This is a genomic window from Streptomyces composti (assembly GCF_012034205.1).
GTDB lineage: Bacteria > Actinomycetota > Actinomycetes > Streptomycetales > Streptomycetaceae > Streptomyces > Streptomyces composti.
In genome coordinates, this window is the sequence record NZ_JAATEM010000008.1 from 133,556 (window position 1) to 159,776 (window position 26,221).

Sequence of the window (26,221 nt, forward strand, 5' to 3'; positions counted from 1 at the left end):
GGCCCTCGGGCCGCCGTCAGCCCTTGAGCTGTTCGTACGCCGGCAGGGTGAGGAAGTCGGCGTAGTCCTCGTCGAGGGCCACCTGCAGCAGCAGGTCGTGCGCCTGCTGCCAGTTGCCCGCGGCGAACGCCTCCTCGCCGATCTCCGCGCGGATGTTCGCCAGCTCCTCGGCGGCGACCTTGCGGGCCAGATCGGCGGTGACCTTCTCGCCGTTGTCGAGGACGACACCCGCGTTGATCCACTGCCAGATCTGCGAGCGGGAGATCTCCGCGGTGGCCGCGTCCTCCATCAGGTTGAAGATGGCGACCGCGCCGAGGCCGCGCAGCCAGGCCTCGATGTAGCGGATGCCGACCTGGACGGCGTTGACCAGGCCGTGGTACGTCGGCTTGGCGTCCAGGGAGTCGATGGCGATGAGATCCTCGGCCGTGACGTTCACGTCCTCGCGCAGCCGGTCCTTCTGGTGGGGCTTGTCGCCGAGGACCCGGTCGAAGGACTCCATGGCGATCGGCACCAGGTCGGGGTGGGCGACCCAGGAGCCGTCGAAGCCGTCGGCGGCCTCGCGGTCCTTGTCGGCGCGGACCTTCTCGAAGGCGACCCTGTTGACCTCCGGGTCGCGCCGGGAGGGGATGAAGGCCGCCATGCCGCCGATGGCGTGCGCGCCCCGCTTGTGGCAGGTGCGGACCAGCAGTTCGGTGTAGGCGCGCATGAAGGGGGCGGTCATGGTCACCGCGTTGCGGTCCGGCAGCACGAACTTCGGCCCGCCGTCGCGGAAGTTCTTGACGATGGAGAACAGGTAGTCCCAGCGGCCGGCGTTCAGCCCGGAGGCGTGGTCGCGCAGCTCGTAGAGGATCTCCTCCATCTCGTAGGCGGCGGTGATCGTCTCGATGAGCACGGTGGCGCGGATGGTGCCCTGCGGGATGCCCAGGTAGTCCTGCGCGAAGACGAAGACGTCGTTCCACAGGCGGGCCTCGAGGTGGGACTCGGTCTTCGGCAGGTAGAAGTACGGGCCCTTGCCGAGGTCGAGCAGCCGCTGGGCGTTGTGGAAGAAGTACAGGCCGAAGTCGACGAACGCGCCGGGGACCGGGGTGCCGTCGGCGTCGACGAGGTGACGCTCGTTCAGGTGCCAGCCGCGCGGGCGCATCACGACCGTGGCCAGCTCCTCGTTCGGGCGCAGGGCGTAGGTCTTGCCGGTGCGCTCGTCCGTGAAGTCGATGTTCCGGGTGTAGGCGTCGATCAGATTGAGCTGGCCGAGGACCACGTTCTCCCAGGTGGGAGCGGAGGCGTCCTCGAAGTCGGCGAGCCACACCCGGGCGCCCGAGTTGAGGGCGTTGATGGTCATCTTGCGGTCGGTGGGGCCGGTGATCTCGACGCGGCGGTCCTCCAGGGCCGGGGGAGCCGGGGCCACCTTCCAGGAGTCGTCCGCGCGGATGGCGGCGGTCTCCGGGAGGAAGTCGAGGGCGGAGGTGCGGGCGATCTCGGCGCGGCGTTCCGCACGGCGGGCGAGGAGCTCGTCACGCCGGGGCGTGAACCGCCGGTGCAGCTCGGCCACGAAGGCGAGGGCCGGCTCGGTGAGGACCTCCTCCTGCCGGGGCAGGGGCTCGGCGTCGACGATGGCCAGCGGGGACGGCGCTGGTGCGGACATCAGCTGTCACTTCCTTACGCGTGCAGGCGTGGCACCGGGTGCCAGTCGACCCGGGTACGGCTGGGAACGCCCGGAGACGGGCCGGGCCCTTCTGATCAGTGGATAGTAGTTTCCTCATGGTGGAAGTTCAATGGTTTGTTGATGTCGAGATTCTCTGGGTCGAGTGAAGGTGGCGCTGAGTGCCACGCCGCTCACTCGGGGTGTGGCTCGTCTCCGGACCGGGCGGGCCGGCTCACTCGAGGTGCGCCAGGTCGGCCTCGGTGTCGATGTCGTGGGGGTCGGCCACGTCCCCGCACTCGACCGGCGTGATCCGCTCCTCGTGCTCCCTCAGATAGGCGCGTGCCCCCCGGTCGCCGGTCGCAGTCGCGGCGACACCCGCCCAGTGCGCGGCGCCGAGCAGAACGGGATGTCCGCGGACGCCGTGGTAGGTGGCGGAGGCCAGCGAATCCGCAGTCCGGTACGCGGCGAGCACTCGTGCGACCGCCTGCTCGCCGATGCCGGGCTGGTCGACCAGCGAGACCAGCGCCGCCCGCGCGCCGGTCCCGGCCAGCGACTCGAGGCCCGCCCGCAGGGAGGTGCCCATGCCCTGCTCCCAGCCGGGGTTGTCCACCAGCACGCAGCTGGGCAGCGCCGCCCGCTCCCTCACCTCCTGCGCCCGCGCGCCCAGCACCACGTGCACGCGTCCGCAGCCGCCCTCGCGCAGCACCCGCACCGCGTGCTCCACCAGCGGCCGCCCGCGGTGGGCGAGCAGCGCCTTGGGTCTCCCGCCCAGTCTGCGCCCGCCGCCGGCCGCGAGCAGCAGTCCCGCGACCGGTGCGCGTCCGCCGTCCGTCCCTCGTGTCGTCATGCCTCCTCCCTACCCCACGCGCTCCCCGGCCCCGATGTCACGCTGCGGAGCAACTCGATGACGCAGCGGGCTGGCGCGCGGGGCGCCGGGTGGCGTTTACTGGCGCGCACCGCGACCGGCGGGGTGACGGTGTGCCGGGGGCGGTGAGCGCACAACGACGTGCCTGGGGGAGGACTGTGTTGCGGAGCGTGGAGCAGAGGCGCGTGGCCGGCGGTCGTGAGGATCCACGGGTGGCGGAGCTGCGCACGGCCGTGTCCCGGCTGCGGCGCCAACTCGCCGCTCTTCCGGCGGAGTTCCCCGACCGGGGCATCGCGGAGGAGGAACTGGCCGCACTGGACGCCATGGCCCTGAGCGGCACCCCCGACGTGCCCCGCCTGCGCCGCTCCCTGCTGCTCGTCGCCGCCGCCATCGGCTCCGTGAGTGCCCTGCGCGGCGCCCTGCGCGAGGTCCGCGAGGCGGTGGAGCTCTTCGGCCCGTCAGCCCGCAATTGACGAACGCCTGTACGGACCCCTCCCTGGCGGGTGAAGCGGGGCGGGCGCCGCTCACGCGGGGTGACGGCCCCCCTCAGGTGGCCTGGGCGCCGCCGCTCGTGAGGACCTCGGAGAGTTCCGAGGCCACCTGCCGCAGGGCCGGGACGAACTTCTCCGTGGCCGACTCGGTGACGCGGCCCGCCGGGCCGGAGATGGAGATGGCCGCGGGCGTGGGGGAGTCAGGGACCTGGACGGCCAGGCAGCGGACGCCGACCTCCTGCTCGTTGTCGTCGACCGCGTAGCCCTGGCGCCGTACCTCCTCCAGGGCTGCGAGGAAGTCCTCCGGCGTGGTGATGGTCCTGTCCGTCGCCGCGGGCATGCCGGTGCGGGCGAGCAGGGCCCGTACCTCCTCCGGGGGGAAGGAGGCCAGCAGCGCCTTGCCGACGCCGGTGGAGTGCGGCAGCACGCGCCGGCCGACCTCGGTGAACATCCGCATCGAGTGCTTCGACGGCACCTGCGCCACGTACACCACCTCGTCCCCGTCGAGCAGCGCCATGTTCGCCGTCTCGCCGGTCTCCTCGACCAGGCGGGCCAGGTAGGGGCGGGCCCAGGTGCCGAGCAGCCGGGAGGCCGACTCGCCGAGCCGGATCAGCCGCGGCCCCAGCGCATAGCGGCGGTTGGGCTGCTGCCGGACGTAGCCGCAGGCCACCAGGGTGCGCATCAGGCGGTGAATGGTCGGCAGCGGCAGTCCGCTGCTCGCGGACAGCTCGCTCAGGCCGACCTCCCCGCCCGCGTCCGCCATCCGTTCGAGCAGATCGAAGGCGCGCTCGAGGGACTGCACGCCACCGCCGGCGGCGGTGGTCCGGGCGGAGTCGGTGGTGCTGGCGCTGGACGTCGGCACGTCGCGTTCCTTTCGGGACGGGCAGGAAGGGGCCAAAGCCTACCCGGCGGCAGGTTGACTGCCCGTCGGTGCGTCACTACGTTCTGTGTGACGGAATTCTATTTCCGTGTCGTGGAAATGTCTAGGACGGCCGCCGAAGGGTCCCGAAGGGGAAGTGTGCCCTTGACGGGGCTGGAACGGGAGTGAAGACTCCTTCAACAGAACGTTGAATTTCGCTAGGCGGAAACCGCCGGAGGGGCAGCCGCCGGGGCAGGCGGGAACCCGTTCGGATGCCGCCGCGAACAGGTCAGGAGGGTCCGGGTGTCCGACGCCGAACTGGTGCTGCGCTCGACACGTGTCATCACTCCCGAGGGGACGCGCCCCGCGACCGTCACGGTCGCCGGCGGCACGATCACCGCCGTCGGCCCGCACGACGCCCCCGTGGCGTCCGGTGCCCGCCTGGAGGACCTCGGCGACGACGTCCTGCTGCCCGGCCTGGTGGACACCCATGTGCACGTCAACGACCCCGGCCGCACCGAATGGGAGGGCTTCTGGACCGCCACCCGCGCCGCGGCGGCCGGCGGCATCACCACGATCGTCGACATGCCCCTCAACTCGCTCCCGCCCACCACGACCGTCGGCCATCTGCGCGTCAAGCAGGAGACCGCCGCCGACAAGGCGCACGTCGACGTCGGCTTCTGGGGCGGGGCACTGCCCGGCAACGTCAAGGACCTGCGCCCGCTGCACGAGGCCGGCGTCTTCGGCTTCAAGGCCTTCCTGTCACCGTCCGGCGTCGAGGAGTTCCCGCACCTCGACCAGGAGCAGCTCGCCCGCTCCCTCGCCGAGATCGCCGCCTTCGACGGGCTGCTGATCGTGCACGCCGAGGACCCGCACCATCTCGCCGCCGCCCCGCAGCAGGGCGGGCCCAGGTACGCCGACTTCCTCGCCTCCCGCCCGCGCGACGCCGAGGACACCGCCATAGCCCACCTGGTGGCCCAGGCGAAGCGGTTCGGCGCCCGGGTGCACATCCTGCACCTGTCCTCCGCCGACGCGCTGCCGCTGATCGCCGAAGCGAGGGCCGAGGGTGTCCGCGTCACCGTGGAGACCTGCCCCCACTACCTGACCCTCACCGCGGAGGAGGTCCCGGACGGGGCCAGCGAGTTCAAGTGCTGCCCGCCCATCCGCGAGGCCGCCAACCAGGACCTGCTGTGGCGGGCGCTGGCCGACGGCACCATCGACTGCGTGGTCACCGACCACTCCCCGTCCACCGCCGACCTCAAGACCGACGACTTCGCCACCGCCTGGGGCGGCATCTCCGGCCTCCAGCTCAGCCTCTCCGCCGTCTGGACCGAGGCCCGCAGGCGGGGCCACACCCTCGAGGACGTGGTGCGCTGGATGTCCGAGCGCACCGCGCGCCTGGCCGGCCTCGACGACCGCAAGGGCGCCATCGCGCCCGGCCGGGACGCCGACTTCGCCGTCCTCGCGCCCGACGAGACCTTCACCGTCGACCCGGCCGCCCTTCAGCACCGCAACCGGGTGACCGCCTACGCGGGCAGGACCCTGTACGGCGTCGTCAGGTCCACCTGGCTGCGCGGCCGGCGCATCGTCGCCGACGGCGAGTTCACCGCACCGCAGGGCCGGCTGCTCACCCGCATCCGCTGACGACGCCCAGACGACGAAAGGCAGGAACACACCACCGTGACGGCGATCGAGACCTTCACCGGCGACGCCAGCCCCTACCAGGGCGGCGACCCCTACGCGGACTACCGCACCGCAGACTTCCCCTTCACCCACTACGCCGATCTCGCCGACCGCCGCCTCGGCGCCGGTGTCGTCGCCGCCAACGACGAGTTCTTCGCCCAGCGGGAGAACCTCCTGCTGCCCGAGCGCGCCGAGTTCGACCCCGAGCACTTCGGCCACAAGGGCAAGGTCATGGACGGCTGGGAGACCCGCCGCAGGCGCGGCCGCTCCGCTGACCACCCCTGGCCGGACGAGGACGACCACGACTGGGCCCTGATCCGGCTCGGCGCCCCCGGCGTGGTCCGCGGGATCGTCGTGGACACCGCCCACTTCCGCGGCAACTACCCGCAGGCCGTGTCCGTCGAGGGCACCAGCGTGCCCGGTTCCCCGTCACCCGAGGAACTCCTCGGCGACGACATCAAGTGGACCACCCTCGTCCCGCGCACCCCGGTCGGCGGCCACGCGGCCAACGGCTTCGCCGTCTCCGTCGAGCAGCGCTTCACCCACCTGCGCCTCAAGCAGCACCCCGACGGCGGCATCGCCCGCCTGCGCGTCCACGGCGAGGTCGTCCCGGACCCGGCCTGGCTCCAGGCCCTCGGCACCTTCGACGTGGTCGCCCTGGAGAACGGCGGCCAGGTCGAGGACGCCTCGAACCTCTTCTACTCACCGGCCACCAACACCATCCAGCCGGGCCGCTCCCGCAAGATGGACGACGGCTGGGAGACGCGCCGGCGCCGCGACCGGGGCAACGACTGGATCCGGTACCGGCTGGTCGAGCAGTCCCGGATCCGTGCCGTCGAGATCGACACCGCCTGTCTGAAGGGCAACAGCGCCGGCTGGGCGTCGGTGGCCGTCAGGGACGGCGAGGACGGCGAGTGGACCGAGGTCCTGCCGCGCACCCGGCTCCAGCCCGACACCAACCACCGCTTCGTGCTGCCCGAGCCGGTCACCGGCACCCACGCGCGGCTGGACATCTACCCCGACGGGGGCATCTCCCGGCTGCGCCTGCACGGCTCGCTCACCGAGACCGGAGCGGGGCGGCTGACGGCTCGTCACCAGGAGCTCGGCGGCTGAACGCCGAGTCGTTCCAGCAGAAGTGACCGACCTTCACGGGTCATCGCACTGACCGACCCCTCACGGGTCCTCGGGCGGCCGACCCGCACCACTGACCGGTTGTGTACCGGTGTCATGGTGCGGGCGGCCGCCTACCCTTCTGCCCCCACCGCGGTGAACACCTGCTGCAGCGAGTGGCAGGCGCCGTCGAGATGGGCCCGCATCCGGGCGATCGCCTCTTCGGCGTCGCCGGCCTGGAGCGCCTTCAGGATCCGGCCGTGCTCGCCGACGATGCGTTCGCGTCCCAGGGTGTGGCGGGTCTGCACCATGCAGAGATGTATCTCGCCCTTGATGCCCCGGTACAGCCGGCTGAGCCGGGGGCTGCCGACGGCGTCGATCAGGCACTGGTGGAAACGCAGATCCGGTTCGACGAAGGCGTGGTGCGGCGCGTCCTCCTCCAGCCGGTCCAGGTCCTCGAGCGCGCGCTCGGCGGCGGCCACGGGCACGGTGCCGCGCTCCAGCAGAACCCGCACCACCTCGGTCTCCAGCGGAGTGCGGACCAGGAAGAGATCCTCGACGTCCGCACGCGTCAGACGCGGCACATAGGCCGCCTTGTTGGCCTCGCGGTGCAGCAGCCCCTCGTACACCAGGGCGGTGATGGCGCTGCGGGCCGTGGGGCGGGAGACGCCGTACTCATTCGCGATCTCGGTCTCGGCGAGCGTCGTACCGGGCGGGATCTGCCCGTCGAGCACCCGGTCGCGCAGGGATGCGGCGAGAGCCTCGACGACCGAGACGGTGGACAGCCTGAGAGCGGCGTCCTGGGCCATGAACACCTCCGTGAAGGGACGGCCTCATTCTCCCATATGTCAGGTCAGACCTGTTGACGGACAGGAGTCATTGTCCGACAATCGCCGCCTTTCGTCTCGATCTGCGCCCCGGGGACACGTCTTGCCGGATCCATTGACAGACATGATCCATTGTCTAACAATCGACGCGCCCTGAAGGGTGACGGGGGCCACATGCAGCCCATCGAGAGAGGCAAGGTTCTGCCATGACCGGTTACCAACAGGTTTTCGACCCTGTCGCCGGATCCCTGGGGTGGAGCGCGCTGTGTGCCGCACTCCCCCTGGTCACGCTGTTCGTACTGCTGGGCGGTCTGCGCTGGAAGGCATGGCAGGCCTCGCTGGTCGCGCTCGCCGCCGCCCTCGGCGTCGCCGTCCTCGCCTACGAGATGCCGGTGGGCCAGGCGGCCCTGGCAGCGGGGGAGGGGGCCGCCTTCGGCCTGTTCCCGATCATCTGGATCGTGCTGAACGCTCTGTGGATCTACAAGCTGACCGAGCTCACCGGCTGGGACACGGTGCTGCGGCGGGCGTTCGGCTCGCTCTCGGGCGACCAGCGCGTCCAGGCCGTGATCATCGCCTTCTGTTTCGGCGCGCTGCTCGAGGCGCTGGCCGGCTTCGGCACCCCGGTCGCGGTCTCCTCGGTGATGCTGATGGCGGTCGGGCTGCGTCCGATGAAGGCGGCAGCGGTCTCGCTGGTGGCCAACACGGCACCCGTGGCGTTCGGCGCCATCGCCGTCCCGATCACCACCCTCGCCAAGATCACCGGCCTGGACGCCGCCGACCTGGGCGCGATGGTCGGGCGCCAGACGCCGCTGCTGGCCCTGTTCGTGCCGCTGGTGCTGGTGTTCATGGTGGACGGCAGGCGCGGTGTGCGGCAGACCTGGCCGGTCGCCCTGGTCGGCGGATTCGGTTTCGCCGCCGCCCAGTTCATCAGCGCCAACTTCCTCTCGTACGAGATCGCCGACATCGTCGCGGCCTTCGCCGGCGCCCTGGCCGTCGTGCTGATGCTGCGCGTCTGGCAGCCCAGGGAGACGCTGGCGGCGCGGGCCGAGACACCGGCCGCCGTGGGCGGCGGCGCCACCGGCACGAGCGGCGGCGCCACGGGCTCCGGCTCCGGGACCTCCGGGGACACGGGCTCCGGGGACGCGGCCCCGGCCGGCACGGACGCCACGGCCGCGGACCGGCGCAGGCGCACCGGTGAGGGGTCCGCCCTGATGGCCTTCGCCCCCTACCTCACGGTGGTCGTGCTGTTCGCGGTGGCCACCTTCGGACCGGTGAAGACCTGGCTGGACGCGCACTCGGGGTGGAAGTTCGCCTGGCCGGGACTGGACGTGGTCAACGGCGACGGCGAGCCGCTGTCCTCCGCGACCTTCACCTTCAACCTGCTCAACTCCGGCGGCACCATCCTGCTCCTCGCCGGTCTGATCACCGCCGCGCTCTACGGCATCGGCGTCCTGCGGGGCGTGCGGGCCTACGGTGACACCGTGCGCCAGTTCCGCTGGACCATCGTCACGGTCATGGCGGTCCTCGCCCTCGCCTATGTGATGAACATGTCCGGCCAGACCGTCACCCTCGGCCTCTTCCTGGCTCAGACCGGCGCCGCGTTCGCCCTGCTCTCGCCCATCGTCGGCTGGCTGGGTGTCGCCGTCACCGGCTCCGACACCTCCTCCAACTCGCTGTTCGGCCTGCTGCAGCTCACCGCCGCCCAGAAGACCGGGATGTCCCCCTACCTGCTCGCCGCGGCCAACACCACCGGCGGCGTGCTGGGCAAGATGATCTCCCCGCAGAGCCTGGCCATCGCCGCCGCCGTGGTGGGCCTGGAAGGCCGCGAGGGCGAGCTCTTCCGCCGTGTGGTCGGCTGGGGCCTCGGCCTGCTCGCCGCGATCTGCCTGCTGGTCTACCTGCAGTCCACCCCGGTGCTGGACTGGATGGTGGTGCGCTGATGGACCGCACGGACCTGGCCCGTGACCTGGCCGCCATCGTGGGGGCGGACCACGTACGGGTGGACGACGGCGCGCTGGCCGCCTACGCCCGCGACGCCACTCCGCTCTTCCACGCCCTGCCGCAGGCGGTCGTGCTCCCCGGCAGCACCGAGGAGGTCGCCGCCGTCCTCAAGTACGCCACCGAGCGGGCCGTCCCGGTCGTGCCCCGCGGCGCCGGCTCCAACCTGTGCGCCGGCACCGTCCCGCTGACCGGCGGCATCGTCCTGGCCCTGACCCGGCTGGACCGCATCCTCGAGGTCAGCTCCGAGGAACTGCTGGCCCGCGTCCAGACCGGGGTGACCACGGCACGGCTCGCCGACGCAGCCGCCCGGGCCGGACTGCTCTACGCCCCGGACCCCGGCAGCCGCACCGTGTCCACCGTCGGCGGCAATGTGGCCACCTGCGCCGGCGGCCTGCGCGGGCTGAAGTACGGAGTCACCCGCAACTACGTACTGGGCCTGGAGGCCGTGCTGCCCACCGGTGAGATCATCCGCACCGGCGGGCGGCTGTGGAAGGACGTGGCCGGCTACGACCTGACCCGGCTGCTGACCGGCTCGGAGGGCACCCTGGCGGTGATCACCGAGGTGACCGTGGCGCTGCTGCCCGCACCCGCGGAGACCGGCACCGGCGTCGCCTACTTCCCTTCCCTCGCCGACGCCTCCCGGGCGGTGACCGACGTCATCGCCGCCGGCATCGTCCCGGCCACGCTGGAGTTCCTGGACCGCAAGTGCATCGTGGCGGTCGAGGAGTTCGCCGGGCTCGGCCTGCGGCAGGACGCCGGGGCGCTGCTGCTCTTCGGCGACGACGGCGACGCCCGGGCCGTGGCCACCCATCTCGGCCGCATCCAGGAGGTGTGCGACCGGGCCGGTGCGCTCGAGGTCACCCTCGCCGAGGACGTGGCCCGCGCGGACGCCCTGCTGGCCGCCCGGCGCTGCTCGCTCCCGGCGCTCTCCCGCCTGGGCTCGGTGACCGTCCTCGAGGACGCCACCGTGCCCCGGCACCGGCTCGCCGAGATGGTCGACCGCATCGACGAGATCGCCGCCCGCCACGATCTGACGATCGCCACCTTCGGGCACGCCGGGGACGGCAACCTCCACCCCACCTGTGTGCTCGACCCCGACGACCACGAGGCCGTCGACCGCACCCACGCCGCGTTCGCGGAGATCTTCGCCGCCGCCATCGCCCTGGACGGCACCATCACCGGCGAGCACGGCGTGGGCGCCGCCAAGCTGCCGTATCTGGCCGACCGGCTCGGCGCAGACCAGGTCGCCCTGCTGCGCCGCATCAAGAACGCCTTCGACCCGGCAGGAATCCTCAACCCCGGAAAGCTCGGCTCATGACCGATCCCACCAACGACCACCGCACGGCCCAGGCCGGCCCCGGCCACACCGGCGGGGGCCCGCCCGCGGCCCGTCCGGCCACCGGTCCGGAGCAGAACGGCCACGGTGCCGGGCCGGAGCCGGGCCGCGGCATCTTCGACAAGGACCTGCTGGACCGGTGCATCTCCTGCGGCTTCTGCCTGCCGGCCTGCCCCACCTACGCCCTGACCGGCGAGGAGACCTCCTCCCCCCGCGGCCGCATCACCCTGATGCGGGCGCTGGAGACCGGCCGCCTCGACGAGGACGACCCGACCCTGGCCGAGGAGTCCTCCTTCTGCCTGGGCTGCCGCGCCTGCGAGACCGTCTGCCCGGCGGGCGTGGAGTACGGGCTGCTCCTCGAGCAGTGGCGCGACCACCAGTGGCGCGGCCGCCACCGCCCCTGGCTCGCCCGCCTCCTCATGGCCCTGGTGTCACGCCCCTGGCTGCTGCGGCTCCAGGGCCTGGTACGGCGCCACGCCCGCGGCGGTGGCAGCCCTGCCGCGAAGCCGGAGACCGGGCCGGCGGACCAGCCCGTGTCCCTGATGCTCGGCTGCGTCGAACGAGGCCTGTACCCCAAGGTGTCGCGGGCCGTCCAGCAGCTGTGCCCCGAGGTCACCGTCCCGCCGGGGCAGGGCTGCTGCGGTGCGCTGCACGCCCACAACGGCGACTCCCGCACCGGCGCGGAACTGGCCGAGGCTCTCGGCGAGCGGCTGCCCGGCACCGTCCTGACCACGGCCGGCGGCTGCGCCGCCCACCTGGCCCACCATCTCGGCCGGGACCGGGTCGAGGAGCTGAGCGAGTACCTCGACCGGGACGGCCGGCGGCCCACGGGCCAGGTCACGGTCGACGGCCGCAGGGCCAGGGCGACCCTCCAGGACTCCTGCCACCTGCGGAACGGGCTCGGCGTCAGCCGTCCACCCCGGGACCTCATCGCCGAGGTCGCGGACTTCGTCGAACTGCCGGGCGCGGACCGGTGCTGCGGCGCCGCCGGCACCTACTCCATGCTCCGGCCCTCCGACAGCCGGGCCGTGCTGGACCCGAAACTCGAGGATCTGGACCGCCTGGACGTGGACTTCATCGTGGCCGTCAACCCCGGCTGCCTGCGCCAGCTCCAGCAGAGCCTGCGCCGCCGCCGCTCCCGGGTGCGCGCCGTGCACCTCGCCGAGTTCCTGGCGATGGCGAGCGGACCCGGCACGGGGGGCGGGACCGGAAGCCGGGAGCTTTAGCCAGGAGGACCGCCGCCCGCCGATCGGGCTCCGGGCCGCGACCGCACGCGCGGCCCGGAGCCCGCGCGATTCCGGATCCTGGCGCACTCAGGCCGCGTGGCCGCCGTCCACCGCGAACTCCGCGCCGGTGACGAACGAGGCCGACGCCAGGTGGGCGATGGTCGCCGCCACCTCGTCCGTCCGGCCGAACCGGCCGAGGGCGGTCAGCGAGGCCCGCGCCCCGGCGAACGGGCCGTCGGCCGGGTCCATGGCGGCGTCCACCGGGCCGGGGTGGACGACGTCGGCGGTGATGCCCCGCGGCCCCAGCTCCCGGGCCCGGGCCTCGGTGAGGTCGACCAGGGGCGGCTTCGTCATCGCGTGCGGGGTGGCGCCGGGGCCCGGCACGCGCAGCGCCAGGCAGCTGCCTGCGGTGATGATCCGGTTCCCCGGTCCATGCGGGCGGCCGCCGCCCGGGAGGTGAGGAAGACGCCCCGCGCATGGACCGCGAGCACCCATTCCACGTCGGCCGGCGAGATGTCCTGGACCGGGCCGAGCAGTCCGACATCCCCGTTGTCGACGAGCACGTCGAGGCCGCCCAGCGGGTCCGCCGCGCGCTCCGCCGCTCCCGCCGCCTCCGCCGCCTCCGCCGCGTCGGCCAGGTCCGCCCGCAGTGCCACGGCCCGGCGGCCCAGCGCCCGGATCTCCCGTACGGCGTCCTCGGCGGCGTCCTCGCCCTGCACAAGGGTCACGGCCACGTCCGCGCCCTCCCGCGCGAGCCGCAGGGCCGTCGCCGCACCGATGAGTTCCGGGCGGCTCCCCGGTCTGAGCTGATGACCGGGAAGACCGCACCGGAGCGACCGGAGCACGAGAAGGGCAGGGATCGTCATGGGCAAGCTCTCAGTCACCACCTTCGTCACCCTGGACGGCGTCTACCAGGCGCCCGGCGGGCGTGACGAGGACACCCGCGACGGCTTCGAGCACGGCGGCTGGAGCGTCCCGTACGGCGACGAGGACTTCGGCCGGTTCATGGACGACGTCTTCTCGCGCGTGGGTGCCTTCCTCCTCGGCCGCCGCACCTACGACATCTTCGCCGCCCACTGGCCGAGGGTGACCGACCCCGGCGACCCGGTGGCCGGCAAGCTGAACTCGCTGCCCAAATACGTCGTCTCCGCCACCCTCACCGAACCCGCCTGGTCCGGCACCACCGTGATCGCGGGAGACCTCGCCAAGGAGGTCACCGCGCTGAAGGAGCGCACCGAGGGCGAGCTCCAGGTGCACGGCAGCGGCGCCCTCGCCCAGTCCCTGTTCGCCGCCGGCCTGGTGGACACGCTGCATCTGCTGACCTTCCCGGTCGTCCTCGGCGCCGGCCGCCGCCTGTTCCCGGAGGGCTCTTTGCCGACCGCCTTCCGGCGCACCGGCGGCAGCATCACCAGCACCGGTGTGTCCATCCAGTCGTACGACCGGGCGGGCCGCCCGGAGTACGGCACCTACGAACTGCCGGAGAACGCGTGAGCGCGCGGCTCCGGTGACGCACGCCGCCGCCCGGCACAGGGGACCGGGCGGCGGCGTGCGGTGAAGGTCCTGCGACCGCGGTCTGCCGATATGGGGGAGGAGTGGTACAGGTCTTCAACCTTGTCGTTGACATGCCAACGTCTACGCGCGTCAGTATGAAAGCCATGCGATTCCCCCCACGCGCCGCACGGACCGGCGCCGCAGCCGCAATCCTGTCCGCCCTCCTCGTGGGCGGCACCGTCACCGCGACCCCCGCAGGCGCCGGCACCGCCGCCGTCGGCGACATCTGCTACAGCGACCTTCCCTCACAGGCGCACGACACCCTGGACCTGATCGAGCAGGGCGGCCCCTTCCCGTTCGAGCAGGACGGCTCCGTCTTCCAGAACCGGGAGGGCATCCTGCCCAGCCAGTCCACCGGCTACTACCACGAGTACACAGTGATCACGCCCGGCTCCCCCGACCGCGGCGCCCGCCGCATCGTGACCGGCCAGGAGTACCAGGAGGACTACTACACCGCCGACCACTACGCCTCGTTCGACCTCGTCGACTACGGCTGCTGAGGGCTCCGCCGGCCACGGCTGCTGACCGCCGGGCCGGCTACGGCCAGCCGACCACGCGGCCGGCTACGGCTGCCGGCGGCTCGCCGCCGCGGCGAACAGAGCGCCGCCCAGCACCAGCAGGGCGGCGCTCACATACACCCCGTGGCGCTCGAGAAGGCCGACCCGCTGCACCAGCCCCAGCCGCCACCCGGTGAACTCGTGCAGCAGACCGGCCGCACCCTGCAGCACGGCGAGAAAGCCCAGCAACTCCAGCAGTCGCTTCATGATCCCCAGCCTCGCCCATGCCGGGGCGCGCGCACATCGTCCGCGGGACGGGAGGCGGGCCCACGGAAGTCGGCATCACCTGGCGTCCGGTGCGCCGAAAGTCTGCACCGCAGCGACTTTGGTCGCCGATCCGGGCCGCGCGAGAGCCCGGGGGCGTCGCGCTGCGTAGATTTGTCGACCGTGAAGACTGACGAAGGGGCCCCGGGCACCGCGCTGTTCCCGTCGCGGCGCTGGCTGCTGCCGTCGGCACTGGTTTCGGCGCTCGACCCGGAGGCGCAGCGGGAGGGCGGCCGGCGTCCCCGCCGCACCGTGCGCGACTGGATCGTCGACTTCACCTGCTTCCTGATCGCCGTCTTCATCGGCCTGCTCTCCATCGACTCGATCGAGAGTGCCGACCTCTCGCCGGGCCTGCAGGTCGCCGACCAGCTGATCGGCGCGCTGGCCTGCGGCGCCGTCTGGCTGCGCCGCCGGTGGCCGCTCGGCCTGGCGGTGGCGTTGCTCCCCGTCAGCTATGTCTCGGTCACCGCGGGCGGCGCCTCCCTGATCGCCCTGTTCACCCTCGCCGTGCACCGGCCCTTCCGCTACGTGGCCTGGGTGGCCGGGATCGACTTCGTCGCGCAGCCCCTGTACTACTGGCTGCGCCCCGAGCCGGGACTGCCCTACATCGCGGCCGTCCTGTTCACCTGGGTACTGATCGCCGCCGTCGCCGGCTGGGGCATGTTCGTCCGGTCCAAACGGCAGCTCCTGCTGAGCCTGCGCGACCAGGCCCGGCGCGCCGAGACCGAGGCCCGGCTGCGCGCCGAGCAGGCGCAGCGGCTGGCCCGTGAGGCCATCGCCCGGGAGATGCACGACGTCCTCGCCCACCGGCTGACCCTGCTCAGCGTGCACGCCGGTGCGCTGGAGTTCCGGCCCGACGCGCCCCGCGAGGAGATCGCCCGCGCGGCCGGCGTCATCCGGGAGAGCGCCCACGAGGCACTGCAGGACCTGCGGGAGATCATCGGCGTGCTGCGGGCCGGAGAGAACGAGGACGCGGGCCGCCCGCAGCCCACCCTCGCGGCCCTGGACGCCCTGGTCGCCGAGTCCCGCGAGGCCGGGATGAAGGTCGTCCTCGAGCACCGCGTCACCGACCCCGCGGCCGTCCCCGCCTCCGTCGGCCGCACCGCCTACCGCATCGTCCAGGAGGGCCTGACCAACGCCCGCAAGCACGCACCCGGCACGGAGGTCACCGTGAACGTCTCCGGCGGCCCCGGCGAGGGCCTGACCGTCGCCGTGCGCAATCCCCGCCCCGAGGAAGAGGTCCCGCACGTGCCCGGCGCCGGGCAGGGGCTGATCGGGCTCACCGAACGCGCCACCCTCACCGGCGGCACCCTGGAGCACGGCCCCACACACGACGGCGGCTTCGAGGTGCGGGCGCGGCTGCCGTGGGCGTGAGCGGCCTCCCGCCCCGGCGCGCGGTTTCTCCGCGCCCGGCGGGCGAAGGTGAGCATGTCCATGCACCCCGGCAACCGTGATTACGTAGGGCCCATGACAGCGATCAGACTGCTTCTCGTCGACGACGACCCGCTGGTGCGCGCCGGACTGTCCTTCATGCTGGGCGGCGCCGACGACATCGAGGTCGTCGGCGAGGCGGCGGACGGCGACGAGGTCGAGGCGCTGGTCGACCGCACCCGCCCCGACGTGGTCCTCATGGACATCAGGATGCCGGGCACGGACGGTCTGACCGCCACCGAGCGGCTGCGCGGCCGCCCGGACTCACCGCAGGTCGTGGTCCTCACCACGTTCCACGCCGACGAGCAGGTGCTGCGCGCCCTGCGAGCCGGAGCCGCCGGCTTCGTCCTCAAGGACACCCCGCCCACCGAGATCATCGACGCGGTGCGCAGGGTGGCCGCCGGGGACCCCGTGCTCTCGCCCACCGTCACCCGCCAGCTGATGCAGCACGCGGCGGGAACCGCCGCGGACACCCGGCACGCCCGCGCCCGCGAGCGCCTCGCCGTCCTCAACGACCGCGAACGCGAGGTCGCCGTCGCGGTCGGCAAGGGCCTGGCCAACGCAGAGATCGCCGCCCAGCTGTTCATGAGCGTGGCCACCGTGAAGACCCATGTCTCCCGCATCCTGGCCAAGCTCGACCTCAACAACCGCGTGCAGATCGCCCTGCTCGCCTATGACGCGGGACTGCTGGAGGGCACGGAGGAGCGCTGACGGGCACCGAGGGAGTCCTGCGCGGGACGACGGGGACCGACAGGGGGCGGCGGGGGACGGCGGGAGACAGCGGAGACCAGGGGGAGACCGTGGAGACCGGCGGGGAGCGCCGGAGACCGAGGGGGGACGGCGGAGACCAGAGGTTCCGGGAAGACCGTTCCGGGGAGAGACCAAGAGGTTCCGCGGGGAGACTGAGGGCCGTCCTCGTCCGCCGCAGCCATCCGCCCGAAGGAGCCCTTTGCCCATGACCGAGATCGCCGCCCACGACCTCGACACGGCCCGGCAGGCGCTGGAGAGCCAGCCCTTCAGCCGGCTGGTGGGCGCGCGGCTGACCGCCTTCGGCGACGGCGCCGCCACCCTCGAACTCGACGTCCGCGAAGAACTCCGCCAGCAGCACGGCTTCCTGCACGGCGGCGTCCTCTCCTACGCCGCCGACAACGCCCTCACCTTCGCCGGCGGCGCCGCACTCGGCCCGCACGTCCTCACCGGCGGCTTCTCCGTCCAGTACCTGCGCCCGGCGCTCGGCCGGACCCTGCGCGCCCGCGCCGAGGTGGTCCACGCGGGCAGGCGCCAGGCCGTGGTCCGCTGCGACCTGCTCATGATCGCCGGCGACGGCACGGAGACCCTCTGCGCGGTGGCCCAGGGCACGGTACTGCCGATCCCGGCACCCTGACGTGCGGCCCTGGAGCCGTCGTCCCGGAGGCCGCGCCTCACCCGAAGGGCACCGGAGCCCCGCCCTCGATCTCCGCCAGGCGGACCGGGCGGTGCTCGCGGCGGGAGATCTCGCAGGCCTCGGCGATGCGCAGGGCCTGCAGGGCCTCGCGGCCGTCGCAGGGGTTGGCCCGCTCGCCCAGCACCACCTCGACGAACGCGCTCAGCTCCGCCTCGTAGGCGGGACCGAACCGCTCCAGGAAGCCGGTCCACGGCTTGTCCGCGGCCGGCGGCCCGGTCGGCTCGGTGGAGGCGATCGGGGTGCGGTCGTCCAGGCCGACGACGATCTGGTCCCGCTCACCGGCCAGCTCCATGCGCACGTCGTAGCCGGCGCCGTTCAGCCGGGTCCCGGTGACCGAGGCCAGCGTGCCGTCGTCGAGGGTGAGCAGCGCCGCGCCGGTGTCGACGTCGGCCGCGTCCCGGAACATCGCGGGCCCGGCGTCCGAGCCGGTGGCGTACACCTCGGTGACCTCCCGGCCGGTCACCCAGCGCAGGATGTCGAAGTCATGGATCAGCGTGTCCCGGAACAGCCCGCCCGACTGCGGCAGATACCCGGCGGGCGGCGGCTCGGGGTCACTGGTCATCGCCCGCACCGTGTGCAGCCGGCCCAGCCGTCCGGACCGCACCGCCTCGCGTGCGCCCGCGTACCCGCGGTCGAACCGGCGCTGGAAACCCATCTGCAGCACGGTCCCCGCCGTCTCCACCTCCCCGATCGCCTGCAGGGTGCCCGGCAGGTCGAGGGCGATGGGCTTCTCGCAGAAGACCGGCAGACCGGCGCGCGCCGCGCGTCCGATCAGCTCGGCGTGGGCCGAAGTGGCTGCTGTGATCACTACCGCATCCACACCCCAGGTGTAGATCTCGTCCACGCCCGGTGCCGCGGTCTCGCCGAGCCGGTGGGCGAGCGCCTGGGCGCGCTTCGGATCGGCGTCCGTGAGGATCAGGGAGCCGACGTCGCGGTGCCTGCTGAGCGTGTGGGCGTGAAGGGTGCCGATGCGGCCTGTACCGATGACCCCGATGCGCATGGAAACAAAGTGCGGGTCGCACCCCCCGCTGTCAATCCGTATGTCCGGACAATGTGACTTCACAACTTCCCGTCAACAGCTCACAGAGCTACGCTCGGGCCGTGCCGAAACCAGATGCCGACCCGACCGTGCAGCTCGAACTGAGCGTCGACCGCAGTTCCCCCGTGCCGTTGTACTTCCAGCTGGCCCAGCAGCTGGAGGCCGCGATCGAACACGGCACGCTGACCCCGGGCAGCCTCCTGGGCAACGAGATCGAGCTGGCCTCCCGGCTCGGCCTGTCCCGCCCCACGGTCCGCCAGGCCATCCAGTCGCTGGTCGACAAGGGCCTGCTGGTCCGCCGCCGCGGAGTCGGCACCCAGGTGGTGCACAGCCAGGTCAAACGCCCCCTGGAACTGAGCAGCCTCTACGACGACCTGGAGTTGGCCGGCCAGCGCCCCGCCACGAAAGTCCTGGTCAACAAGATGGTCCCGGCCTCCGCCGAGGTCGCCGCCGCGCTCGGCGTGCCCGAGGACAGCGAGGTCCACCGCATCGAACGCCTTCGCCTCGCCCACGGCGAGCCCATGGCGTACCTGTGCAACTTCCTCCCGCCCGGCCTGCTCGACCTGGAGACCGCGCAGCTGGAGGCCACCGGCCTGTACCGCCTGATGCGCGCGGCCGGCATCACCCTGCACAGCGCCCGCCAGACCATCGGCGCCCGGGCCGCCACCCCGGCCGAGGCCGAGCGCCTCACCGAGGAGGCCGGCGCACCCCTGCTCACCATGCAGCGCGTCACCTACGACGACACCGGCCGTGCTGTGGAGTACGGCACACACACCTACCGCCCGTCGCGCTACAGCTTCGAGTTCCAGCTGCTGGTCAGGGGCTGAGGCGCCGGGGGGCCCGGGCCCGCCGGGCACCCGGCCGTTCGGCACCCGGGGGAGCGGTACGGCAGAATCGCACCCGATGAGCACCTACCGCGACTTCACCGCCCCCATCGGCTCCCGGCGTGCACCGGTCCTCAGAACCGTCGGCACCCGCGAACGCCGGTCCCACCTGTCGGCACCCCGCGTCCCGACGGTGGGCATCGACATCGGCGGTACCAAGGTCATGGCAGGTGTCGTCGACGCGGACGGCAACATTCTCGAGAAGGTCCGCACCGAGACCCCCGACAAGTCCAAGAGCCCCAAGGTCGTCGAGGACACCATCGTCGAGCTGGTCCTCGACCTGTCCGACCGGCACGACGTGCACGCCGTGGGCATCGGCGCCGCGGGCTGGGTCGACGCCGACCGCAACCGGGTGCTCTTCGCCCCGCACCTGTCCTGGCGCAACGAGCCGCTGCGCGACCGCATCGCCGACCGCCTCGCGGTGCCCGTCCTGGTGGACAACGACGCCAACACCGCCGCCTGGGCCGAGTGGCGCTTCGGCGCCGGGCGCGGCGAGGACCACCTGGTGATGATCACCCTCGGCACCGGCATCGGCGGGGCCATCCTGGAGGACGGCCAGGTCAAGCGCGGCAAGTACGGCGTGGCCGGCGAGTTCGGCCACATGCAGGTCGTCCCCGGCGGACACCGCTGCCCCTGCGGCAACCGCGGCTGCTGGGAGCAGTACAGCTCCGGCAACGCCCTGGTGCGCGAGGCCCGCGAGCTGGCCGCCGCCGACTCGCCCGTCGCCTACGGGATCATCGAGCACGTCAAGGGCAACATCGCCGACATCACCGGCCCGATGATCACCGAACTGGCGCGCGAGGGCGACGCCATGTGCATCGAGCTGCTGCAGGACATCGGCCAGTGGCTCGGCGTCGGCATCGCGAACCTCGCCGCCGCCCTCGACCCGTCCTGCTTCGTCATCGGCGGCGGTGTCTCCTCCGCCGACGACCTGCTCATCGGCCCCGCGCGCGACGCCTTCAAGCGGCACCTCACCGGACGCGGCTACCGCCCCGAGGCCCGCGTCGTGCGCGCCCAGCTCGGCCCCGAGGCCGGCATGGTCGGCGCGGCCGACCTGTCCCGCCTGGTCGCCCGCCGCTTCCGCCGGGCCAAGCGCCGCCGCGTCGAGCGGTACGAAAAGTATGAGAAGTACGCACAGTTCCGCAGGACGACCCGGGAGGCCCTGTGACCAGTGACCTTCCTCGTCAGAGCGGCGCCCCCGAGCGGCCCCGGCCGCCCGAGGACCGCCGGCACATGATCCGCCGCCGGGCGCTCACCCTGCTGATCATCGTGCTGCTCATCGGCATCCCGGCGGGCTACCTGGTGATCTCCGCGAACCAGAGCCGCGCCAGCGGCAAGGACAAGGAGGCCAAGTACGCCTCCACCGGTCTCGCCGAGGGCTGGCCCTCCAAGGTGCAGCGGCGCATCTACGAGGTGCCGATCCCGCACCCCGCCTGGTGGGTGGCCTACTACGAGACCAACAACTGGAAGACCAGCCGCCTCTACGTCGAGTTCGAGACCACCGACGCGGGCCTGGACGCGTTCCTCACCGGCATGGGCCTCACCAAGGCCGACCTGAACCGCGGCGACGTCACCATCGGCGAACGCGACCGCAGGATCACCGGCTGGCGCTTCGACGGGCCCGGCACCTGGTCCGGACTGGTCCACAAGCAGAAGAACCCCAAGCCCACCCGGGAAGTCATGGTCAACCACAACAAGCCCGGGTATCCGAGGGTGTACGTCGTCTCCCGGACCGTGCCCTGACGCTCCGCGTCCGCCGATCGGGGCCGTCCGCCGCCGCCCGGCCGCCGGGGCCGATTGTCGGACCCCGCCCGTAGAGTCGAAGACGACTGACCGGGCGGACGGGCGGGAGGTGACAGGGCGCATGACCGAAGGAGCCGCGGCGGCCACGGTGGCCGAGCGTGCGAGCACACCCTGGTCCGCGCCCGGAACCACCGGTGTGGGCGAGCCCCGGCCCGCGGCCGGAACCACCGGCTCGGAAGGGCCCGGCGCGCCGCTCCACCTCCCGGCCGTGTTCCAGCCCGCACCCCTCCCGCGCGACGGACGCTTCTACTTCTACGACCCCGAGGGCGACCCGCTGCCCGGCCCCGGAGGCGGGGGAGCGGAGCGGGTCACCGAGCTGACCGTGGTCCGCCCTCACGGCACCGGCGTGCGGCGCCGCACCGTCCCCGCCGTCTGTCTGCCCCTCGACGAGGCCCTCCCGCTGCTGGTCCGGGCGCGGCACCATCCCGGTGCCCACCCCGCCACCGCCTGCTGGGGTGCCGCCGCCCTGCACGCCCTGCGGCTCACCGCCCGCGGCCGGCTGCTCCCCGGGCTCACGCCCACCGGACACGACGCCTGGCGGGCCGGCCCGCTGGAACCGGACGACGTGGCCCATCTGCGCGCCGTGGCCGCCGCCCTGCCCTACGAGGGACACGCCGTACCGCTGCCCGGCACCGGCCCGGTCCGCCTGCCCCAGCCCGAGGCGCTGGTGCGCGCCTTCCTCGACGCCGTCGCCGACACCCTGCCCCGCACCCCGGCCGCCCCCTACGCCTCCGGGCTCCCGTTCGCCGCCCGGGCACCCCAGCCGCTGCCCCGGGCCCGGGACTGGGCCGCCGAGGTCGCCGCCGGCATGGACGCGGGCGTGCGCATCTCCCTGCGCCTGGACCTGTCCGCCCACGACCTCTTCGACGAGACCGGCCCCTCCGCCGGCACGCGCAGCGCGGGCGCGGCGATCGTGCAGGCGCACAGCCTCGCCGACCCCACCCTCGTCGCCGACGCCGCGGCCCTGTGGGCGGGCGAGGCCGACGGCGCCTTCGGCCCCCGCGCCCGCGTGGACACCGCCCTCGCCGTCCGCCGGGCGGCCCGGGTCTGGCCCCCGCTGGACCGGCTCTCCGACCAGGACGTCCCCGATGTGCTGGCCCTCTCCGACGACGAGCTGAACGACCTGCTGGGCCCGGCCGCCACCCGCCTCGCGGCCGCCGGAGTCGCCGTGCACTGGCCGCGCGACCTGGCCCAGGACCTGACCGCCAGGGCCGTGGTCCGCCCCGCGCCCGGCTCGGCGACCGACGGCACCGGCTTCTTCGAGAGCGAGGACCTGCTCCGCTTCGGCTGGCAGCTCGCCCTCGGCGGTGACCCGCTCACCGAGGCGGAGATGGACGCCCTCGCCGAGGCACACCGCCCCGTCGTGCGGCTGCGGGACCAGTGGGTGCTCGTCGACCCGGCGCTGGTGCGCAAGGCCCGCAAGCGGGACCTCGGCCTGCTCGACCCGGTCGACGCGCTCGCCGTCGCCCTCACCGGCAGCGCCGAGGTCGAGGGCGAGACCGTCGAGGCCGTGCCGACCGGTGCGCTCGCCGCCCTCCGCGACCGCCTCACCGCCGGCGTACGCCCCGCCGAACCACCGCCCGGACTCGCCGCCACCCTGCGCGACTACCAGCTGCGCGGCCTGGCCTGGCTGGAGCTGATGACCTCGCTGGGCCTGGGCGGCTGCCTCGCCGACGACATGGGCCTCGGCAAGACCGTCACCCTCATCGCCCTGCACCTGAAGCGCGCTCGCAGCGAACCGACCCTGGTGGTCTGCCCCGCCTCCCTGCTCGGCAACTGGCAGCGTGAGATCACCCGCTTCGCGCCCGGCGTCCCCGTGCGCCGCTTCCACGGAGGCGACCGCACCCTGGACGGCCCGGACGGCGGCTTCGTCCTCACCACCTACGGCACCATGCGCTCCGCCGCCCCCGAACTGGCCGCACAGCGCTGGGGCATGGTCGTCGCCGACGAGGCCCAGCACGTCAAGAACCCCCACTCGGCCACAGCGAAGGCGCTGCGCACCATCCCCGCCCCGGCCCGCGTGGCCCTCACCGGCACCCCCGTCGAGAACAACCTCTCCGAGCTGTGGGCCCTCCTCGACTGGACCACCCCCGGACTCCTCGGCCCCCTCAAGTCCTTCCGCGCCCGCCACGCCCGCGCCGTGGAGGCCGGCGAGGACCAGGAGGCGGTGCGGCGCCTCCACCGCCTGGTGCGGCCCTTCCTGCTGCGCCGCAGGAAGTCCGACCCCGGCATCGTCCCCGAGCTGCCGCCGAAGACCGAGACCGACCACCCCGTGCCGCTCACCCGCGAACAGGCCGCGCTCTACGAGGCGGTGGTGCGCGAGTCGATGCTCGCCATCGAGACCGCCCGCGGCATCGGCCGCCGCGGCCTGGTGCTCAAGCTGCTGACCTCGCTCAAACAGATCTGCGACCACCCCGCGCTCTACCTCAAGGAGGAGCGCACCGGCACCGGCGCCGACCGGCTCGCGGCCCGCTCCGGCAAGCTCGCCCTGCTCGACGAACTGCTGGACACCCTCCTCGCCGAGGACGGCTCGGCCCTGGTCTTCACCCAGTACGTCGGCATGGCCCGCCTCATCACCGCCCACCTCGCGGAGCGCGCGGTCCCGGTCGAGCTGCTGCACGGCGGTACACCGGTCCCGGAACGGGAACGCAGGGTCGACCGTTTCCAGTCCGGCGCCACACCCGTGCTGGTCCTCTCCCTCAAGGCCGCCGGCACCGGCCTGAACCTCACCCGCGCCGGTCATGTCATCCACTTCGACCGCTGGTGGAACCCGGCCGTCGAGGAGCAGGCCACCGACCGGGCCTACCGCATCGGACAGACCCAGCCCGTCCAGGTCCACCGCCTGATCACCGAGGGCACCGTCGAGGACCGCATCGCCGAGCTGCTCCACTCCAAACGCGCCCTCGCCGACGCGATCCTCGGCACCGGCGAGTCCGCCCTCACCGAGCTCACCGACCGCGAGCTGGCCGACCTGGTCTCGCTCCGGAGGCCGTCATGACCGAACGCCGCCCCTCCGCCGAGGTCCGCGAGGCGCTGCGTGCCGCCCGGGAGCGGGAGAGGGCCGAGGAGGCCACGCAGCGGACACAGCAGCAGGACACCGCCCGGGACCAGGGCCCGGCCGCCGCGGCCCGCGCCGCCCTGCGCGAGGCGCTCCGGGCGAACTCCGAACGGTCCGGGGACGGCGACGCCGACACCGAAGCACCCGTCAGCGGTGGCACCGGCCCCGGCAGCCGCCCCGGCGGGGACGCCGGTGGTCCAGGCTCCGGCCGGGAGGACGCCGCTGCCGTGCCGGACGCCGCAGGCGACGAGGGCGGGGCCGCCGAGGATGCGACAGCGCCCGCACCCGACGCCCCCGGAGCCGCCGTTCCACCCGGCCGCCCTCGCGCCCAGCGCCCCGGCGACATCGCCCGCGAGGCCCTGCGGTCCGCCCGCGCGGAGGCGCTGCGCGCGCGCCGGGCCGCCGAGGGCCACGGCACCGACGACACGGCGCGCGGCACTGCCACGCCGTCGGCCCGGACACCCCGCACGCCCCGCCCGTCCCGCACGCCGAAGGCCGCCCGCACCGCAGACAACCGTGCGCGCGAGCTGCGGAAGCTGCTCGCCGACGCCTTCCGCATGCCCGCCTCCGCCGACGAACCGGACGCCGCCCAGGCGCGCGACACCGGCGCGGCGGACGCCACCGCACCCGCACCGGACACCGCCCGCCCCTCGACCGACAGCCCCCGCCCCCAGCCCCGCCCGGCCGGCGATGCCAGGCCCGCGGAACTCACGCTGCCGGACAAGCCCGCCCCCGCCTTCACCGCCCCGCGATCCATGGCCGCCCCGTCCCGCGACTCGGACGTGCGCCGGACCTTCCCCCCGTTCCCGGCCCGGCCCTCCCGCGAGGGAAGCGGGGGAGCACAGGGGATGCCGGACGGCACGTTCGCCGAGACCTGGTGGGGCAACGCCTGGGTCACCGCGCTGGAGGAGGGCGCCCTGGACACGGCCCGGCTGGCCCGGGGGCGGACGTACGCCGACCAGGGGAACGTCGACGCCATCACGGTGACTCCGGGGCTGGTGCTCGCCTACGTCCGGGGCAGCCGCCCCCGCCCGTACCGGGTCCAGGTACGGCTGCGCACCTTCACCGACGCCGACTGGGAGCGCTTCCTGGACACCGCCGCCGACCGGCCCGGTCACATCGCCGCGCTCCTGGACAAGGAGATGCCCCAGTCCCTGGCCGACTGCGGCGTCCCCCTGCTGCCCGGCCCCCGCGACCTCGATCCGCACTGCAGCTGCCCCGACCGGGGCCACCCTTGCAAGCACGCCGCCGCCCTCTGCTACCAGACCGCCCGGCTGCTCGACGCCGACCCCTTCGTCCTGCTGCTCCTCCGGGGCCGGGGCGAACGAGCGGTCATCGACGACCTGTCCCGGCGCAGCGCCGCCCGCGCGGCCCGCGCCGCCCAGGAGAAGGAACCGGAGCCGCTGCCCGGCGTACGCGCCGGCGACGTGCTCGCCCGCGGTGACCGGCCTCCACTGCCCGCCCCTCTGCCGCCGCCCCCGCACCCCGAACAGCCCCCGGTGTATCCGCCGGCGCCCGGCGGCCCCGATCCCTTCGCGCTGGACCAGCTCGCCAGTGACGCCGCGGCACGCGCCCACGCCCTGCTGACCACCGGCCGCGACCCGGTCGGCGGCCTCAGCCTCTGGCAGGACGCGGTGCGGCTCGCCGCCGCCCGCCCCGGTTCCGGCCTCACCGCGGCCACCCGCTCCCTCTACGCCTCCCTCTCCACGGCCGCCGGCCGCGGCCCCGCCGAGCTGGCCCGTGCGGTGGCCGCCTGGCGGCAGGGCGGCCCGGAGGGACTCCGCGTCCTGGAGGAGCCCTGGGACCCGCCGGCCGGCCGCTTCGACCGCGCCCGTCCGCAACTGCTCGCCGCCGACCTGCCCGCCTTCCGCCCGTGGCGCAACCGGCTCACCCACCCCCGCGGGCACGTCCAGCTCCGTTTGGGCCGCGACCATCTCTGGTACGCGTACGAGTCCGAGCCCGGCCAGGACGACTGGTGGCCCCGCGGTACCCCCGACGCGGACCCGGTCGGCGCGCTGACCGGCCTGGACACGCCGGGCGACCCGTAGCCGGCCGGCGGTAGGGCCCGTCGGCGCCGCCTCCCGTGGCCGCCTAGAATGGTCACAAAACAGTCACGGGTCACGTGTCCGGGCGTCCGCCACCGCGGAAGG

General features: G+C 73.7%; 22 protein-coding genes and 1 pseudogene. 16 read left to right on the forward strand and 7 right to left on the reverse strand.

Annotated elements, in window-relative coordinates; translation table 11 throughout:
- Window positions 1–16 precede the first annotated feature (16 nt).
- Both aceB and HCJ93_RS08750 read right to left on the reverse strand, forming a co-directional pair.
- A complete protein-coding gene (gene aceB, locus HCJ93_RS08745; protein ID WP_167992703.1) occupies window positions 17–1,642 on the reverse strand; it encodes a malate synthase A in 1,626 nt (541 codons plus the stop codon).
- 232 nt (window positions 1,643–1,874) lie between these two features.
- Window positions 1,875–2,489: a nucleotidyltransferase family protein gene (locus HCJ93_RS08750; protein ID WP_167992705.1), complete on the reverse strand. Its 615-nt coding sequence runs from the start codon at window positions 2,487–2,489 to the stop codon at window positions 1,875–1,877.
- A gap of 176 nt (window positions 2,490–2,665) precedes the next feature.
- Here HCJ93_RS08750 and HCJ93_RS08755 point away from each other — a divergent pair, with 176 nt between their 5' ends.
- Window positions 2,666–2,980, forward strand: coding sequence for a DUF5955 family protein (locus HCJ93_RS08755; RefSeq protein ID WP_309141344.1), 315 nt, complete (start codon window positions 2,666–2,668; stop codon window positions 2,978–2,980).
- Between the two features lie 73 nt (window positions 2,981–3,053).
- Here HCJ93_RS08755 and HCJ93_RS08760 read toward each other — a convergent pair whose 3' ends face one another.
- Window positions 3,054–3,860 carry an IclR family transcriptional regulator gene (locus tag HCJ93_RS08760; protein ID WP_167992709.1) on the reverse strand — a complete coding sequence of 269 codons (807 nt, stop codon included), beginning with the start codon at window positions 3,858–3,860 and terminating at the stop codon, window positions 3,054–3,056.
- A gap of 300 nt (window positions 3,861–4,160) precedes the next feature.
- On the opposite strand from HCJ93_RS08760, the gene allB reads away from it, so the two are divergent.
- A complete protein-coding gene (gene allB / locus HCJ93_RS08765; protein WP_167992710.1) occupies window positions 4,161–5,501 on the forward strand; it encodes an allantoinase AllB in 1,341 nt (446 codons plus the stop codon).
- Window positions 5,502–5,537: 36 nt separating this feature from the next.
- Window positions 5,538–6,653 carry an allantoicase gene (gene alc / locus HCJ93_RS08770; RefSeq protein ID WP_167992712.1) on the forward strand — a complete coding sequence of 372 codons (1,116 nt, stop codon included), beginning with the start codon at window positions 5,538–5,540 and terminating at the stop codon, window positions 6,651–6,653.
- A 131-nt stretch (window positions 6,654–6,784) separates the two neighbouring features.
- Here the strand turns inward: alc and HCJ93_RS08775 are convergent, their stop codons facing one another.
- Window positions 6,785–7,459, reverse strand: coding sequence for a GntR family transcriptional regulator (locus HCJ93_RS08775; RefSeq protein WP_167992714.1), 675 nt, complete (start codon window positions 7,457–7,459; stop codon window positions 6,785–6,787).
- Between the two features lie 224 nt (window positions 7,460–7,683).
- On the opposite strand from HCJ93_RS08775, the gene HCJ93_RS08780 reads away from it, so the two are divergent.
- From HCJ93_RS08780 to HCJ93_RS08790, 3 genes are read left to right on the forward strand one after another with little or no spacing between them, the layout of a single operon-like run.
- The gene (locus HCJ93_RS08780; RefSeq protein ID WP_167992715.1) at window positions 7,684–9,417 is read left to right on the forward strand and encodes an L-lactate permease; all 1,734 of its coding nucleotides are present in this window, start codon (window positions 7,684–7,686) and stop codon (window positions 9,415–9,417) included.
- Window positions 9,417–10,796, forward strand: coding sequence for an FAD-binding oxidoreductase (locus HCJ93_RS08785; protein WP_167992723.1), 1,380 nt, complete (start codon window positions 9,417–9,419; stop codon window positions 10,794–10,796). Before HCJ93_RS08780 ends, HCJ93_RS08785 begins: the two co-directional genes overlap by 1 nt.
- Window positions 10,793–12,040 carry a (Fe-S)-binding protein gene (locus HCJ93_RS08790; protein WP_167992724.1) on the forward strand — a complete coding sequence of 416 codons (1,248 nt, stop codon included), beginning with the start codon at window positions 10,793–10,795 and terminating at the stop codon, window positions 12,038–12,040. Before HCJ93_RS08785 ends, HCJ93_RS08790 begins: the two co-directional genes overlap by 4 nt.
- An 87-nt stretch (window positions 12,041–12,127) precedes the next feature.
- Here the strand turns inward: HCJ93_RS08790 and HCJ93_RS08795 are convergent.
- Window positions 12,128–12,927 (reverse strand): annotated as a pseudogene (locus tag HCJ93_RS08795) (SDR family NAD(P)-dependent oxidoreductase).
- Here HCJ93_RS08795 and HCJ93_RS08800 point away from each other — a divergent pair.
- Together HCJ93_RS08800 and HCJ93_RS08805 are read left to right on the forward strand one after the other, a co-directional pair.
- Window positions 12,905–13,531, forward strand: coding sequence for a dihydrofolate reductase family protein (locus tag HCJ93_RS08800; protein ID WP_167992726.1), 627 nt, complete (start codon window positions 12,905–12,907; stop codon window positions 13,529–13,531). The pseudogene HCJ93_RS08795 and the gene HCJ93_RS08800 sit on opposite strands and share 23 nt — an antisense overlap.
- A 164-nt stretch (window positions 13,532–13,695) precedes the next feature.
- The gene (locus HCJ93_RS08805) at window positions 13,696–14,091 is read left to right on the forward strand and encodes a guanyl-specific ribonuclease (RefSeq protein WP_167992728.1); all 396 of its coding nucleotides are present in this window, start codon (window positions 13,696–13,698) and stop codon (window positions 14,089–14,091) included.
- A gap of 63 nt (window positions 14,092–14,154) precedes the next feature.
- On the opposite strand, the gene HCJ93_RS08810 is transcribed toward HCJ93_RS08805, so the two are convergent.
- Window positions 14,155–14,355, reverse strand: a complete 201-nt coding sequence (locus HCJ93_RS08810) for a hypothetical protein (RefSeq protein ID WP_167992729.1) — start codon at window positions 14,353–14,355, stop codon at window positions 14,155–14,157.
- Window positions 14,356–14,526: 171 nt separating this feature from the next.
- Here HCJ93_RS08810 and HCJ93_RS08815 point away from each other — a divergent pair, with 171 nt between their 5' ends.
- From HCJ93_RS08815 to HCJ93_RS08825, 3 genes are all read left to right on the forward strand, one after another.
- On the forward strand, window positions 14,527–15,786 hold the full coding sequence (locus HCJ93_RS08815) for a sensor histidine kinase (RefSeq protein ID WP_240967505.1): 1,260 nt from the start codon (window positions 14,527–14,529) through the stop codon (window positions 15,784–15,786).
- Between the two features lie 93 nt (window positions 15,787–15,879).
- Window positions 15,880–16,554 (forward strand): response regulator transcription factor, encoded by a 675-nt coding sequence (locus HCJ93_RS08820; RefSeq protein WP_167992731.1) that lies wholly within the window; start codon window positions 15,880–15,882, stop codon window positions 16,552–16,554.
- A gap of 244 nt (window positions 16,555–16,798) precedes the next feature.
- Complete coding sequence (locus HCJ93_RS08825) at window positions 16,799–17,227, forward strand: PaaI family thioesterase (RefSeq protein ID WP_167992732.1); 429 nt, start codon at window positions 16,799–16,801, stop codon at window positions 17,225–17,227.
- 37 nt (window positions 17,228–17,264) lie between these two features.
- Here HCJ93_RS08825 and HCJ93_RS08830 read toward each other — a convergent pair whose 3' ends face one another.
- The gene (locus HCJ93_RS08830) at window positions 17,265–18,287 is read right to left on the reverse strand and encodes a Gfo/Idh/MocA family protein (protein WP_167992734.1); all 1,023 of its coding nucleotides are present in this window, start codon (window positions 18,285–18,287) and stop codon (window positions 17,265–17,267) included.
- A 128-nt stretch (window positions 18,288–18,415) separates the two neighbouring features.
- Here HCJ93_RS08830 and HCJ93_RS08835 point away from each other — a divergent pair, with 128 nt between their 5' ends.
- From HCJ93_RS08835 to HCJ93_RS08855, 5 genes are all read left to right on the forward strand, one after another.
- A complete protein-coding gene (locus tag HCJ93_RS08835) occupies window positions 18,416–19,153 on the forward strand; it encodes a GntR family transcriptional regulator (RefSeq protein WP_167992814.1) in 738 nt (245 codons plus the stop codon).
- Window positions 19,154–19,229: 76 nt separating this feature from the next.
- Window positions 19,230–20,378: an ROK family glucokinase gene (locus tag HCJ93_RS08840; RefSeq protein WP_167992742.1), complete on the forward strand. Its 1,149-nt coding sequence runs from the start codon at window positions 19,230–19,232 to the stop codon at window positions 20,376–20,378.
- A complete protein-coding gene (locus HCJ93_RS08845; RefSeq protein ID WP_167992744.1) occupies window positions 20,375–20,953 on the forward strand; it encodes a sugar kinase in 579 nt (192 codons plus the stop codon). The genes HCJ93_RS08840 and HCJ93_RS08845 overlap by 4 nt, the downstream gene beginning before the upstream one ends.
- Before the next feature lie 121 nt (window positions 20,954–21,074).
- A complete protein-coding gene (locus HCJ93_RS08850) occupies window positions 21,075–24,011 on the forward strand; it encodes an SCO1167/SCO6262 family helicase (RefSeq protein WP_206317131.1) in 2,937 nt (978 codons plus the stop codon).
- Window positions 24,008–26,119: an SWIM zinc finger family protein gene (locus tag HCJ93_RS08855; protein ID WP_167992746.1), complete on the forward strand. Its 2,112-nt coding sequence runs from the start codon at window positions 24,008–24,010 to the stop codon at window positions 26,117–26,119. Before HCJ93_RS08850 ends, HCJ93_RS08855 begins: the two co-directional genes overlap by 4 nt.
- The last annotated feature ends 102 nt before the right edge of the window (window positions 26,120–26,221 follow it).

Coding starts and splice junctions, on each gene's coding strand:
- aceB (WP_167992703.1), bottom strand. CDS start 1,642: ATGTCCGCACCAGCGCCGTCCCCGCTGGCCATCGTCGACGCCGAGCCC.
- HCJ93_RS08750 (WP_167992705.1), bottom strand. CDS start 2,489: ATGACGACACGAGGGACGGACGGCGGACGCGCACCGGTCGCGGGACTG.
- HCJ93_RS08775 (WP_167992714.1), bottom strand. CDS start 7,459: ATGGCCCAGGACGCCGCTCTCAGGCTGTCCACCGTCTCGGTCGTCGAG.
- HCJ93_RS08780 (WP_167992715.1), top strand. CDS start 7,684: ATGACCGGTTACCAACAGGTTTTCGACCCTGTCGCCGGATCCCTGGGG.
- HCJ93_RS08785 (WP_167992723.1), top strand. CDS start 9,417: ATGGACCGCACGGACCTGGCCCGTGACCTGGCCGCCATCGTGGGGGCG.
- HCJ93_RS08790 (WP_167992724.1), top strand. CDS start 10,793: ATGACCGATCCCACCAACGACCACCGCACGGCCCAGGCCGGCCCCGGC.
- HCJ93_RS08800 (WP_167992726.1), top strand. CDS start 12,905: ATGGGCAAGCTCTCAGTCACCACCTTCGTCACCCTGGACGGCGTCTAC.
- HCJ93_RS08805 (WP_167992728.1), top strand. CDS start 13,696: ATGCGATTCCCCCCACGCGCCGCACGGACCGGCGCCGCAGCCGCAATC.
- HCJ93_RS08810 (WP_167992729.1), bottom strand. CDS start 14,355: ATGAAGCGACTGCTGGAGTTGCTGGGCTTTCTCGCCGTGCTGCAGGGT.
- HCJ93_RS08820 (WP_167992731.1), top strand. CDS start 15,880: ATGACAGCGATCAGACTGCTTCTCGTCGACGACGACCCGCTGGTGCGC.
- HCJ93_RS08825 (WP_167992732.1), top strand. CDS start 16,799: ATGACCGAGATCGCCGCCCACGACCTCGACACGGCCCGGCAGGCGCTG.
- HCJ93_RS08830 (WP_167992734.1), bottom strand. CDS start 18,287: ATGCGCATCGGGGTCATCGGTACAGGCCGCATCGGCACCCTTCACGCC.
- HCJ93_RS08840 (WP_167992742.1), top strand. CDS start 19,230: ATGAGCACCTACCGCGACTTCACCGCCCCCATCGGCTCCCGGCGTGCA.
- HCJ93_RS08850 (WP_206317131.1), top strand. CDS start 21,075: ATGACCGAAGGAGCCGCGGCGGCCACGGTGGCCGAGCGTGCGAGCACA.
- HCJ93_RS08855 (WP_167992746.1), top strand. CDS start 24,008: ATGACCGAACGCCGCCCCTCCGCCGAGGTCCGCGAGGCGCTGCGTGCC.